Raw genomic sequence first — 12,405 nt, 5'->3', positions numbered from 1 at the left:
TTAGTCGACACGGTAAGGCAGTATGTCGCGGCGGTCAGGATTTACGACCAGTTTACGTTCCAACGGGGGAACGGCGCGCTGGTGGCACGTTTTACGCTCGCAAATACGGCACGAAATACCGATGGGTTCAAATGCTGACGTACGGCTTAAGTCCAGCCCATCGGCATAGACCAGCTGCGCGGCATGGCGAATCTCGCACCCTAGGGCGATTGCAAAACGGCGCAGAGGCGCGCCGAACCGCCCTTCGGATTTCGAGATGTCACGCGCCAAGCTAATATAGCGGACACCATCGGGCGTCTCCGCCAACTGACGCAAAAAGCGCCCCGGTGTCTCGAATGCGCTATGCACGTTCCAAAGGGGGCAGGCCCCTCCAAATCGCGCAAATTGCAGCCGTGTGGCAGAATGACGTTTGGTGATTGTACCGGCTTGATCAACGCGCACGAAAAAGAACGGAATGCCCTTTGCGCCGGGCCGCTGCATTGTCGACAGGCGGTGCGCCACCTGTTCGATGGAGGCCCCAAAATGGGTAGCGAGCATCTCAAGATCATGACGTACTTCACGGGCGCGATCTTGAAACGCGCGGTAAGGCATCAGCGCCGCCCCGGCAAAGTAGTTGGCGAGCCCTAACTTGGCGATGCCGCGTGCCGCCGGAGTATGGAACCGCGCAAGGTCCAATGTCGCATCAAGCAGCGCGTCATTACGGCAAAGCGCCACCTGCACAAGCATCTGAAATGTCTGCGTTTCGCTGCTGGCATGGGCTGAAATCTGCAAGCTCTGTGCGTCTGGATCATACAGTCGCAGCGCGTCCATTTCTGCCAGCTCGACCGTGACGCCAGCGTCGGCGAGGGCGGCAATGGCCGTTGTTCGGATCGATACACCCTTCGCCTGTGCCCTGCCGAAATGTTCAGCAGCCCGGTCCACAGCATCGATGTAGTTATCGCAATAGTGAAAGAAGTCGCGCACTTCTTCCCAAGGGCTTGGGCTGGCGCGCGCATCTTCACGCCCCAGTGCTTCGTCCAGGGATGCAAGGCGTTCTTGGGTTTGTCGGTAGCTTTGGTGCAGAGTAAGAAAGGCCCGTGCTAGGCCCTGTGCGTTTGAGGCGGCAAGGCGTAAATCTGCAAGAGGCGGCATGACGCCCTCAAAAAGTGGATCGGCCAAAGCTTCGCGCATGTCGCTGACCAGACGTTCACCGTCTCCGGCGCTGAGTTCCGTTACATCAAGGCCGAATTCTGACGCCAACGCCAACACCACAGTTGTCGACACCGGGCGGTTGTTGTTCTCCATTTGGTTGAGATAGGGCAGGGACACACCAAGTCGTGCGGCAAAGTCTTTTTGGGTGTGCCCAAGTCGTGTGCGCAATTCGCGCAGCTTAGCTCCAGCATAGAGTTTTTGAGTGGCCATAACGCGCCCTTTGCAACTTTGCAGTTGCTTTAAGCTAGCTTTGCAAACTGTGTCGCGCAAGCGGCCTTTGGCGACTTAAAGCCCTAGTGAGCGTTCGCGACGGATCACGGCGTAGATCGCTATCAATCCGGCTATTGCGGTCACCAGCATCAACCATAGGAGTGGAAACGCACCTGTTTCCGGTCCAAGCAGCATGCCTGCAAGGGCGCTTAGGGCAGCGCCGCCACCAATCATGATCGCACCGCCCAGCCCGGAGGCTGTGCCTGCTAGATGAGGACGCACTGACAGCATGCCGGCCGTCGCGTTGGGGATGCATAGCCCGTTACCCAAACCCACAAGCGTCATCATGCCGAAAAAGCTGAGCGGGCTGCCATAGCCTGCCAAGAAGATTAGCAACGAAATGGCACCCCCTACAGCATTTGCTGCGCAGCCCCAGAACACCAGCTTGTTGATGCCAAACTTGGTGGCGTATCGCCCGGTGATGAAGTTACCGACAAAATATCCGACCGCTGGAGCACCGAAATAAACGCCGAGTTTGGCGGGGCTCATGCCAAAGACCTCTGTGCCGACAAATGGCGCACCACCCAGATAGGCAAAAAACGCACCTGAACAAAAACCAGCCGCCAACGCGTATCCCCAAAAGCGCGGGGAACGGAAAAGTTCGGGGTATTCTTTGAATTGCGCAACGAGGGATTTATCAGAGGTTCGTGCCGTTTCGCCCAGGTCGGCCCAGGTCAACGCCATTACGGCAGCACCCATGATGAAAAGTGCCCAGAAGTTAGCTTTCCACCCAAAGAACTGATCCAGAATGCCGCCCAAAGCAGGGCTCACCATCGGGACGACGGCCATTCCCATTGTTACGTACCCAATCATCGAAGCCGCCCGGTCTTGCGCATACATGTCGCGCACAACGGCGCGGCTTAACACCATGGCAACCGCGACAGCTGCTTGACACATCCGGAATGCTAGAAATACGTGCACATTGGGTGCGTAGATGCACCCCACAGTTGCCGCCAAAAACAGCCCCAACCCCCATAACATGACAGGTCTTCGCCCAAACCTGTCTGAGAGTGGTCCTATAAATAGCTGCAAGCCGGCGCTGAACAGTAGATAGAGGGCAACGGACAGTTGCATGATGCCGTAATCCGTCTCGAAATGTTCGGTCATCTTCGGCAGGCTAGGCAGGAATATATTCATCACGATCGCTGACATGCCTGCCAGTAGGATCAATGTGACGATATGTGGTGGTGTGGTGTGGTCGCCAAATTTGGCGGGGGCCACGTCGGGAAGGGTGTCTTGCATGCAAATTTAGGTAATCCTGTGCTGCGATCTTGTCCACGCTAAATTTATTAGCAAATTTGCAATTAGCACTCGATCGGCTGAAAATAGTTTGCAAATTTGCACGAATGGCCTTTGGTTCCTCGCGCACTTGCGTAATATACGCGCGACCAGCCCTCAAAGGAGCGCCCCATGAAAGATATCCACGAACAACTCGAAAATCGCCGCGCCGATGCCCGCCTAGGTGGCGGCCAAAAGCGGATCGATGCGCAGCACGCTCGCGGTAAATTGACCGCCCGAGAGCGCGTCGACTTGCTGTTGGACGAAGGCAGCTTCGAGGAATTCGATATGTTCGTGACGCACCGCTGCACGGATTTTGGCATGGAAAAGCAAAAACCGGCTGGGGATGGCGTTGTCACAGGGTGGGGCACAATCAACGGCAGGCTTGTCTATGTCTTTAGTCAAGATTTCACCGTTTTTGGGGGATCTCTTTCAGAAACGCATGCGCAAAAAATATGCAAAATCATGGACATGGCCGTGCAAAACGGCGCGCCTGTGATCGGGATCAACGATTCCGGCGGTGCGCGCATCCAAGAGGGCGTGGCCAGCCTTGCGGGCTATGCTGAAGTGTTCCAGCGCAATATCGAGGCGTCCGGCGTGATCCCGCAGATCAGCGTTATCATGGGCCCTTGCGCAGGCGGAGCGGTTTATTCACCAGCGATGACTGACTTTATCTTTATGGTCAAAGACAGCTCTTACATGTTTGTGACAGGCCCAGATGTGGTCAAGACGGTCACAAATGAACAGGTCACCGCCGAAGAGCTTGGGGGTGCCGCCACTCATACCCGCAAATCCTCGGTCGCAGATGGTGCATTTGAGAACGATGTAGAGGCGTTGGCCGAAGTGCGCCGACTGGTCGATTTCTTGCCTTCCAACAACCGCGAGATGCCGCCTGTGCGTCCGTTCTTTGACGATCCTGCACGGATTGAAGCGTCACTCGATACGTTGGTGCCGGAAAACGCCAACACGCCCTATGATATGAAAGAGTTGATCCTCAAACTGGGCGACGAGGGCGATTTTTATGAAATCCAAGAGGATTACGCCAAGAACATCATCACTGGTTTTATCCGGATTGAGGGCCGCACCGTGGGGGTTGTTGCTAACCAGCCGATGGTGCTGGCCGGGTGTCTGGACATCGACAGCTCGCGCAAGGCCGCGCGGTTTGTGCGCTTTTGTGATGCGTTTGAAATCCCTCTGCTGACGTTGGTCGATGTGCCCGGTTTCCTGCCCGGCACGTCCCAAGAATACGGCGGCGTGATCAAGCACGGTGCCAAGCTTTTGTTTGCTTACGGCGAAGCGACAGTGCCGATGGTCACGGTCATCACGCGCAAAGCTTATGGCGGTGCCTATGACGTGATGGCGTCCAAGCATTTGCGCTCAGATTTTAACTACGCTTGGCCCACTGCCGAGATCGCCGTGATGGGGGCCAAAGGCGCGACAGAGATCATCCACCGCGCTGATCTGGGTGACGCCGATAAGATCGCCAAGCACACGGCGGATTACGAAGAACGCTTTGCCAACCCGTTTGTGGCCGCTGAACGTGGGTTCATCGATGAGGTTATTCAGCCCCGCATGACCCGCAAACGCATCGCGCGCGCTTTTGCCAGCCTGCGCAACAAGAAGGTCACGACCCCGTGGAAGAAGCACAACAATATCCCGCTCTGAGGGATAGACCCGTGCGTTTGATGAAAGTGTTAGCAGCGGTCACAGATGGCCCAAACCGAGCGATGAAAGGACCCCAATGACCCAGCTGTGGAAAAACCAGTCCTTTACCATCGCTCATGCCGATGATGGTAAGTTTGAGGGCGCGGGCCTGCGTCCGTTCTTTGAGTATCGCGAGCTTGGCGTCTCTGCGGCCACTAAGGGCGCGTATGGTGCCCATGTGATCCGAGCAGTGCCCGGCATGGAAGGCCCCGGCACTTGGCATTCACATGATCTGGATTTTCAGATGGTTTATGTGACCAAAGGCTGGGTTGTCTTTGAGTACGAAGGGCAGGAGGGGCAGGGCGGCGGCGAGCATCTGCTACGCGAGGGCTCATCTGTGCTGCAGCCCCCCGGTATCAAACACCGCGAAGTCCGGCATTCCGACGATATGGAGCTGATTGAGATCATCTCGCCCGCGAGCTTTGACACCAAGGACGAAACCGCCCCATGAGATTGCTTGCTGCCCTGATCTTTGTTGCGACACCGCTGGCTGCGGCTGATGTGCCTTCGGGTCAGCAGATCACGCTGCATGAGGTGCTTGTGGATTCGCAACCTGAGAGCACATGGCTGCGCTTTCGCTTTTTGGCACCTCAGATTGCGCGGGGCGACACACAGTTGGACTACGCCACTGCCGCCCCCGATATGGTGCACCTTTGCGATGCGCTGGCAGTGCCTTACATAGCCAAATATGAACTTGAAGCAGATGTGATTGTGATTTCTTTGATGGACCGGATTACTGATTTTGCTGTGCCTGATCCGGACGCTACCCAGTTTTTTGAGGCATTTCGCATCGAAAACGCATCCTGCATTTGGGAGGATTTCTGATGCACCCACAATATCTTGCGAGGTTACGCTCATCCGGCCAACTCAATGAGGCTTTGGAGTCACATCTTTGCCGATTGAAATTGTCCGCATATCGCTGCGCTGCGCGATCCGTTATCTTGAGCCCAAGAAATACTCAGGTGTTTCTTACTTCAAAGGCGGGGCAAGTGGTGCGTCATGTGCTGCGTCCCCGCATCATTAGTGACTGGAGAAATAGATGTCGAAGAGCATCAAACTGTTGGCAGCATTCGGTTTCATCACCGTGGTTGCCGCCTGTGCGCGTGAGCAGCAGGTCGAAGAGTTTGTCGTGGTTGAACCCGAGCCCATCTCGGTCGAGCCGACATACACCGGTAAGTACAAGTAATACCGAAACAGGACGGGCGCCCCGCCAATTGGTCGCGCCCGTCCTGAGTGCCTTCCCACAGGAGGGCTTGGCATGGCACTAGACTATATGCTTAAGCATCGCGGCTTTCCGGGCCGTTTGCCGCGCACGGATTACCAATTCACCCTTCGACGTGCCAACCCCAAAGGGGCCACACCGCTGATCGCGCGTGAGCGTCGCCCAGACCGCCGTTCACCCGATAAAAACGCCGACGAAGGCTTTATGCGCGCCTTGTGGGAAAATTTCGGCGATACGCCGTTCGAGCGTGGCAATCTGGACGCTGGACGGTTGTCGTGGCTCTTGGGTCGCGAAGTGTTGGAAGCGACAGATCCGTTTGATCCTGCAAGCTATGAAGCGATGCTGGTTGTCGACGAAGCGGCCGCACGCGCTGCATTCCCCGATGTGTTCGACTCATGATCGGCATTTTGTTGCGTGTGTCAGAAGGATTTCGGCGGGCAACAGCCGATATCGGCCTGGTGGGCGTTTCCGGCTATGCGCGGGTCAATTCATCGGCCAACGTGGCTTCAGTCAGTGATGGAACCTCCAAAGACATTCTGACGGATAAAAAAACATATACCCCTTCCCCTCCAGGGCAGCGCGCTTCACACACGGTGCCGCTGCCCGATTTTTTTGGGAAAAACGCGTTTGTGGTTGGTTCATACCATCCCAGTTGCGTTTTGGGGTCAGGCAAGAGCACAAAAGGAAAACCTCCATGCGTTTCAAGACATTCACTCTTATTGCAGCAGCGTCACTCGGTCTCGCTGCCTGTGGCGACAATGTGGGCGAGCAAGCCCTCGGAGGTGCTGCCATCGGTGCGGGCATTGCAGCCATCACGGACGGAGACATCGCAAAAGGTGCTGCAATTGGTGCAGGCGCAAATGTGGTGGCCTGCAACACGGAAATCGCCGACTGCAATTAACCCAACCGCTTACGCCGCGTCCAAAAGACCGGCTCAAACACACACGAAACCCGCCCGGCCTGCGCCGGCGCGGGTTTTTTCGTGGCCTCACCTCAGCAAAAGGGACAGCTCATGTTCACTAAGATCCTGATCGCAAACAGAGGCGAGATTGCTTGCCGCGTTATTAAGACCGCCAAAAAGATGGGCATTCATACCGTCGCCATTTATTCGGACGCAGACCGTCAGGCGCTCCACGTGCAGATGGCAGATGAGGCGGTGAATATCGGCCCGCCCCCAGCGAACCAGTCCTATATTGTGATCGATAAGGTCATGGCGGCGGTTAAATCATCGGGCGCGCAAGCCGTACATCCGGGGTATGGTTTCTTGTCTGAGAACTCGAAATTTGCCGGAGCACTTGCAGATGCTGGTGTTGCTTTTGTCGGCCCCCCCGTTGGTGCCATTGAAAAGATGGGGGACAAAATCACCTCCAAGAAGATCGCCCAAGAGGCAGGTGTCAGCACCGTGCCAGGCCATATGGACTTGATTGCGGATGAGGATGAAGCGGTCAAGATCTCGAACCAGATTGGTTATCCCGTGATGCTCAAGGCAAGCGCTGGCGGCGGAGGTAAGGGCATGCGGATCGCATGGAACGACCAAGAAGCGCGTGAGGGGTTTCATTCGTCCAAAAACGAGGCTGCAAATTCCTTTGGTGATGACCGCATTTTCATCGAGAAATTTGTAACTCAGCCGCGCCATATCGAAATTCAGGTGCTGTGTGATGCGCATGGGAATGGCATCTATTTGGGGGAGCGCGAATGCTCGATCCAACGTCGAAACCAAAAGGTTGTTGAAGAGGCCCCAAGCCCGTTTCTAGATGAAGAAACCCGCAAAGCCATGGGAGAGCAGGCTGTCGCGTTGGCGCAAGCCGTCGGTTACACCAGCGCTGGCACGGTCGAATTCATCGTAGACGGCAACAAGAAATTCTACTTCCTTGAGATGAACACCCGGCTGCAGGTGGAACACCCCGTCACGGAATTGATCACAGGCGTCGATCTGGTTGAGCAGATGATACGGGTCGCAAATGGCGAGCCCCTGAGCATCAGCCAAAAAGATGTGAAACTGAATGGCTGGGCCATTGAAAACCGTCTTTATGCCGAGGATCCATATCGTGGATTTTTGCCCTCAATTGGCCGTTTGACGCGTTATCGCCCGCCAGCAGAAGTGGTCGAAGACACCCACGTGGTGCGCAATGATACAGGCGTCTACGAGGGCGGCGAGATATCGATGTACTATGATCCAATGATCGCAAAGCTGTGCACTTGGGCCCCGACACGGGCGCAAGCGATTGAGCGGATGCGCGTGGCTCTCGACAGTTTTGAAGTTGAAGGGATCGGGCATAACCTGCCGTTTCTCAGCGCGGTGATGGACCATCCCAAGTTTATCTCTGGCGATATGACAACGGCCTTTATTGCTGAAGAATACCCTGATGGGTTCGAGGGCGTGACCCTGTCTGACGTCGATCTGCGCCGAATTGCTGCGGCAACAGCGGCGATGCACCGGGTGGGTGAAATCCGCCGGGCGCGGGTCTCTGGCCGGATGGACAACCACGAGCGCAAGGTCGGGTCCGATTGGAATGTCGCCCTGCAGGGGCAATCGTTTGATGTGATGATCAATGCTGATCCCGAAGGGGCGAGCGTCACATTCTCGGATGGCGAAACCTTGCGGGTAAGTGGGCCGTGGACGCCTGGTGATCAGCTGGCCTTGATGACGGTCGCTGATGCTCCGCTGGTGCTAAAGGTTGGCAAGATATCTGGCGGTTTCCGGATTCGTACACGCGGCGCGGACCTCAAGGTTCATGTGCGCACACAACGGCAGGCTGAACTCGCGCGCAAGATGCCCGAAAAACTACCGCCCGATACGTCGCGTCTTTTGTTGTGCCCGATGCCCGGGTTGGTCGTAAAGTTAAACGTCGAAGTTGGCGATGAAGTCGAAGACGGTCAGGCCCTGTGCACTGTCGAAGCGATGAAGATGGAGAATATCCTGCGCGCTGAAAAACGCGGAAAAGTCGCCAAGATCAATGCCAGTGCTGGCGATAGTCTTGCTGTCGACGATGTCATCATGGAGTTCGAGTGATCACGGCAACCCTCAATACCAAACTAGGGCGCGGCAGCTATCTAGCTGCCGGGCCAGCTGTTTTTTGTTCGCGAATTTCACGTTTGCGGATCGTCATCTTGTCGATGCTGCGGGTGATCTCGCGTACGCTCCATGGGAACGGTTTGCGGATCTTCACATCGCCGTCCTTGCCGATAAGCGCCAACATGAAACCACGCGGCCGCAGTTTCAGCCGCAAATCACCACGTGCCGCTGGGTCCGTATCGGTCACCACAATCACATCGCGAACTATCAATTCGTCGCTCTGCGCTTCCAACAATTTCAGCTGTTCGATATATGCGGGGTCATCGGTGCTGTCTGCAAAGATGACGACAGGTCGCTTTTTCCAGACTAATTCATTCAAATCGACCGTATCTGCGGCGATGAATAGCTCTGAAACGGGTGTTTCTAAGGCGGTTTGGGCCATTAGGGGCATAGGGAATAGTCCCGTAAAAACAGATAGTAAGATGGCTTTCATTGGCGCTCCTTCACCTACCCATATAAGCCGCTCAGCCGTCTTTGCGAAGGCTTTGTGCGCCAATTTTAACATTAAGCTGACCGCAAGGGGTTATACAGCATGATCGCCGCACTTCCCTCGACATGGCCGAATGGGGTGGCCCTGAGCATCAAGGCGGCGCGCTTTTTCATGGATATCATTCTGCATGTGGGTGCACATCGCACCGGTACGACCAGTTTCCAGCACTACTTACAGTCCAATGCAGCGGTTTTGAGCGAGGACGCGACTGGCTATTGGGGGCCATTGCGCACCCGCAAGGGGTTGTTTTCGGGTCTCTTTCCCGGAGTTGCCGGGGCGAGTGGGCGCAATTTGCAACGCCGGGCCGAGGGACGCGTCAAAATGCATCTGACACTGGCTGAGCAGGCCGGTGTTGATCGATTAATCGTCAGCGACGAGAATATGATCGGCTCCCCGCGGCATTGCCTGCGTGACGGGCTGCTCTATCCTGCCGTTGGTGACCGGATGGCGCGCATATCATCGGCCTTTGGTGGCCGGATCAGTCGAATTGTCCTAAGCTTGCGCGCGCAGGACCTTTGGTGGGCGTCCACCTCTGCCTATGCGGTTTACCGAGGTCACAGCGTGCCTACCGCGCGTCATTGCGAGCGCATTGCGCATACAAGACGCGGTTGGCGTGATGTAATTACCGACATCGCCTGCGCTGCACCCGAAGCCGAAATTAGGGTGCTGCCGTTTGAGCATCATGTGGGGCGTCCCGATCTGCTGTTTGCTGCCGCGACTGACAGACCGGCACCTACAACACACGCGGACGGGTGGCTTAATCGCTCGCCCGATCTTGCAGCGATGCGCACAGCGATAAAACAACAAGACAGAGACGCTTCCGAGTTGCCAGAGGGCGACGGCCGTTGGCAACCCTTTGCGCCGGCGCACACCGCTGCCATGCGCGAAACATACCAAGACGACATGATGTGGTTATCTGCCGGTGCAGACGGGCTAGCCACACTGACACAGGACCCGACCCGCAGCAGAACAGGCAAAAGCCAGCCTGCGGGCGACATCAGACAAGGACACTCAAATGACCAAGGACACTCCTCGATCCCCCGACCACGCCATGTGGCGCGGTCTGGCTGAAGCGGAACTGCGCGGGCGTAGCCCCGAAGACCTGACGTGGAAAACTCTTGAAGGGATCGATGTTCAACCGGTTTATACGGCTGACGACCTTGAGGGCGTATCGCATTTGGGCGGCATCCCTGGTGCCGCACCATTTACCCGTGGGGTGAAGGCCACAATGTATGCAGGCCGCCCTTGGACGATCCGTCAATACGCAGGGTTTTCCACGGCAGAAGAATCCAACGCCTTTTACAAGCGTGGATTGGCAGCGGGCCAGCAGGGGGTTTCAGTCGCCTTCGATCTTGCGACCCATCGCGGATACGACAGTGACCACCCGCGGGTAGAGGGCGATGTAGGCAAAGCGGGCGTAGCAATCGACAGCGTTGAGGACATGAAAATCCTCTTTGACGACATTCCGCTTGATAAAGTGTCTGTCTCGATGACGATGAACGGCGCGGTGATCCCAATTTTGGCAAGTTTCATCGTCGCTGGTGAAGAACAAGGTCACGATAAATCCGTGCTCGCAGGTACGATCCAGAACGACATCCTCAAGGAGTTCATGGTCCGCAACACGTATATCTACCCGCCCGAACCTTCGATGCGGATCATCGCGGATATTATTGAATACACATCGACTGGGATGCCAAAGTTCAACTCGATCTCGATTTCAGGTTACCACATGCAAGAGGCCGGCGCGGACCTTGTGCAAGAGCTGGCATTTACGCTTGCGGATGGTCGCGAATACGTGCGCGCCGCGATTGCGCGCGGTATGGATGTCGATCTATTTGCGGGGCGTTTGAGCTTTTTCTTCGCCATCGGAATGAACTTTTTCATGGAGGCGGCCAAATTACGCGCGGCGCGTTTGTTGTGGCATCGCATCATGGCGGAATTTGAACCCAAGAACCCCAAATCAAGCATGCTGCGGACCCATTGTCAGACATCTGGGGTCAGTCTTGCCGAACAAGATCCTTATAATAACGTCGTGCGCACCGCCTATGAAGCGATGAGCGCGGTATTGGGCGGCACACAAAGCCTGCACACTAATTCGCTCGATGAGGCAATCGGTTTGCCGACCGATCATTCAGCGCGTATTGCCCGTAATACGCAGTTGATATTGCAAGAAGAAACCGGGATCACCAACGTCGTCGACCCTCTGGCTGGCAGTTATTATGTAGAAAAATTGACCCATGATCTTGCTGAGGCCGCCTGGGCGCTAATCCAGGAAGTCGAAGAGTTGGGTGGCATGACCAAAGCCGTCGCTTCGGGCATGCCAAAGCTGCGCATCGAAGAAGCGGCCGCCACTCGGCAAGCCAATATCGACCGGGGCAATGAAGTGATCGTTGGCGTGAACAAGTACCGCCGTGACAAAGAAGACCCGATTGATATCTTGGATGTTGACAATGTCGCAGTGCGGCTGAGCCAGATCAAACGTCTGGAAGGCATCCGCGCCACTCGAGATGATGCGGTCTGTACCGCGGCGCTTGCAGAGCTGACTCGCCGCGCGAAAGAAGGCGGCAACCTGCTCGAAGGTGCGGTTGAGGCCGCGCGTGCGCGGGCAACAGTGGGAGAAATTAGTATGGCTATGGAAGAAGAATTCGGCCGTCACCGCGCAGAGGTCAAAGTGTTGGCAGGTGTCTACGGTGCCGCCTATGAAGGCGATGAAGGCTTTGCTGCGATCCAAAAAACAGTAGAAGATTTCGCCGAGGCCGAAGGCCGTCGTCCACGTATGTTGGTGGTCAAAATGGGCCAAGACGGGCACGATCGAGGTGCCAAAGTGATCGCCACTGCGTTTGCCGATATCGGATTTGATGTCGACGTGGGCCCTCTATTTCAGACCCCAGCGGAAGCTGCGCAGGATGCCGTTGACAATGATGTGCATGTTATCGGCATCTCGAGCCAAGCCGCTGGTCACAAAACGCTGGCCCCGCAATTGGTCAAAGCTCTAAAAGACGCCGGAGCAGAAGATATTTTGGTCATTTGTGGCGGGGTTATTCCGCAACAAGATTACCAGTTTCTGTATGATGCAGGGGTCAAAGCAATCTTTGGACCTGGTACGAATATCCCAGCAGCTGCGCAGGATATTCTGAAACTCATTCGGTCCACACGGGCGTAAATAAATGGGGA

The 12,405-nt window shown here is 56.0% G+C and carries 12 protein-coding genes; 9 read left to right on the top strand and 3 right to left on the bottom strand.

Annotated features, from left to right (window positions below):
• Both C1J03_RS16600 and C1J03_RS16595 read right to left on the bottom strand, forming a co-directional pair.
• Complete coding sequence (locus C1J03_RS16600; protein WP_114887601.1) at nt 1-1,401, bottom strand: helix-turn-helix domain-containing protein; 1,401 nt, start codon at nt 1,399-1,401, stop codon at nt 1-3.
• Nucleotides 1,402-1,476: 75 nt separating this feature from the next.
• On the bottom strand, nt 1,477-2,703 hold the full coding sequence (locus C1J03_RS16595; protein WP_114887600.1) for a multidrug effflux MFS transporter: 1,227 nt from the start codon (nt 2,701-2,703) through the stop codon (nt 1,477-1,479).
• 168 nt (nt 2,704-2,871) lie between these two features.
• On the opposite strand from C1J03_RS16595, the gene C1J03_RS16590 reads away from it, so the two are divergent.
• The 7 genes from C1J03_RS16590 (at nt 2,872) to C1J03_RS16560 (ending at nt 8,678) form a co-directional block, all read left to right on the top strand.
• The gene (locus C1J03_RS16590) at nt 2,872-4,404 is read left to right on the top strand and encodes an acyl-CoA carboxylase subunit beta (protein WP_114887599.1); all 1,533 of its coding nucleotides are present in this window, start codon (nt 2,872-2,874) and stop codon (nt 4,402-4,404) included.
• Between the two features lie 76 nt (nt 4,405-4,480).
• Nucleotides 4,481-4,894 carry a cupin domain-containing protein gene (locus C1J03_RS16585; RefSeq protein ID WP_174234473.1) on the top strand — a complete coding sequence of 138 codons (414 nt, stop codon included), beginning with the start codon at nt 4,481-4,483 and terminating at the stop codon, nt 4,892-4,894.
• Nucleotides 4,891-5,268, top strand: coding sequence for a DUF6497 family protein (locus C1J03_RS16580; RefSeq protein WP_114887598.1), 378 nt, complete (start codon nt 4,891-4,893; stop codon nt 5,266-5,268). The genes C1J03_RS16585 and C1J03_RS16580 overlap by 4 nt, the downstream gene beginning before the upstream one ends.
• Nucleotides 5,269-5,482: 214 nt before the next feature.
• Entirely contained in the window at nt 5,483-5,629 is a 147-nt protein-coding gene (locus tag C1J03_RS25565) for a hypothetical protein (RefSeq protein ID WP_174234472.1), read from the top strand.
• 87 nt (nt 5,630-5,716) lie between these two features.
• Nucleotides 5,717-6,064 carry a hypothetical protein gene (locus C1J03_RS16575; protein ID WP_114889052.1) on the top strand — a complete coding sequence of 116 codons (348 nt, stop codon included), beginning with the start codon at nt 5,717-5,719 and terminating at the stop codon, nt 6,062-6,064.
• 295 nt (nt 6,065-6,359) lie between these two features.
• The gene (locus C1J03_RS16565; protein ID WP_114887596.1) at nt 6,360-6,566 is read left to right on the top strand and encodes a hypothetical protein; all 207 of its coding nucleotides are present in this window, start codon (nt 6,360-6,362) and stop codon (nt 6,564-6,566) included.
• 111 nt (nt 6,567-6,677) lie between these two features.
• Nucleotides 6,678-8,678, top strand: a complete 2,001-nt coding sequence (locus C1J03_RS16560) for an acetyl-CoA carboxylase biotin carboxylase subunit (protein ID WP_114887595.1) — start codon at nt 6,678-6,680, stop codon at nt 8,676-8,678.
• A gap of 37 nt (nt 8,679-8,715) precedes the next feature.
• On the opposite strand, the gene C1J03_RS16555 is transcribed toward C1J03_RS16560, so the two are convergent.
• Nucleotides 8,716-9,174, bottom strand: a complete 459-nt coding sequence (locus tag C1J03_RS16555) for a DUF4174 domain-containing protein (protein ID WP_114887594.1) — start codon at nt 9,172-9,174, stop codon at nt 8,716-8,718.
• A gap of 99 nt (nt 9,175-9,273) precedes the next feature.
• Here C1J03_RS16555 and C1J03_RS16550 point away from each other — a divergent pair, with 99 nt between their 5' ends.
• Together C1J03_RS16550 and scpA are read left to right on the top strand one after the other, a co-directional pair.
• Nucleotides 9,274-10,302 carry a hypothetical protein gene (locus tag C1J03_RS16550; protein ID WP_254694076.1) on the top strand — a complete coding sequence of 343 codons (1,029 nt, stop codon included), beginning with the start codon at nt 9,274-9,276 and terminating at the stop codon, nt 10,300-10,302.
• The gene (gene scpA, locus C1J03_RS16545) at nt 10,247-12,394 is read left to right on the top strand and encodes a methylmalonyl-CoA mutase (RefSeq protein WP_254694075.1); all 2,148 of its coding nucleotides are present in this window, start codon (nt 10,247-10,249) and stop codon (nt 12,392-12,394) included. The genes C1J03_RS16550 and scpA overlap by 56 nt, the downstream gene beginning before the upstream one ends.
• Nucleotides 12,395-12,405: the final 11 nt, after the last annotated feature.

This window comes from Sulfitobacter sp. SK012 (genome assembly GCF_003352085.1).
Lineage (GTDB): Bacteria > Pseudomonadota > Alphaproteobacteria > Rhodobacterales > Rhodobacteraceae > Sulfitobacter.
This window is presented reverse-complemented; position numbering and strand designations above follow the sequence as displayed.

Bases quoted from the DNA above. Each gene is read 5' to 3' on its own strand.
- C1J03_RS25565 (WP_174234472.1), top strand. From the start codon at position 5,483: ATGTCGAAGAGCATCAAACTGTTGGCAGCATTCGGTTTCATCACCGTG.
- C1J03_RS16590 (WP_114887599.1), top strand. From the start codon at position 2,872: ATGAAAGATATCCACGAACAACTCGAAAATCGCCGCGCCGATGCCCGC.
- C1J03_RS16580 (WP_114887598.1), top strand. From the start codon at position 4,891: ATGAGATTGCTTGCTGCCCTGATCTTTGTTGCGACACCGCTGGCTGCG.
- C1J03_RS16555 (WP_114887594.1), bottom strand. From the start codon at position 9,174: ATGAAAGCCATCTTACTATCTGTTTTTACGGGACTATTCCCTATGCCC.
- C1J03_RS16595 (WP_114887600.1), bottom strand. From the start codon at position 2,703: ATGCAAGACACCCTTCCCGACGTGGCCCCCGCCAAATTTGGCGACCAC.
- scpA (WP_254694075.1), top strand. From the start codon at position 10,247: ATGACCAAGGACACTCCTCGATCCCCCGACCACGCCATGTGGCGCGGT.
- C1J03_RS16550 (WP_254694076.1), top strand. From the start codon at position 9,274: ATGATCGCCGCACTTCCCTCGACATGGCCGAATGGGGTGGCCCTGAGC.
- C1J03_RS16585 (WP_174234473.1), top strand. From the start codon at position 4,481: ATGACCCAGCTGTGGAAAAACCAGTCCTTTACCATCGCTCATGCCGAT.
- C1J03_RS16575 (WP_114889052.1), top strand. From the start codon at position 5,717: ATGCTTAAGCATCGCGGCTTTCCGGGCCGTTTGCCGCGCACGGATTAC.
- C1J03_RS16565 (WP_114887596.1), top strand. From the start codon at position 6,360: ATGCGTTTCAAGACATTCACTCTTATTGCAGCAGCGTCACTCGGTCTC.
- C1J03_RS16600 (WP_114887601.1), bottom strand. From the start codon at position 1,401: ATGGCCACTCAAAAACTCTATGCTGGAGCTAAGCTGCGCGAATTGCGC.
- C1J03_RS16560 (WP_114887595.1), top strand. From the start codon at position 6,678: ATGTTCACTAAGATCCTGATCGCAAACAGAGGCGAGATTGCTTGCCGC.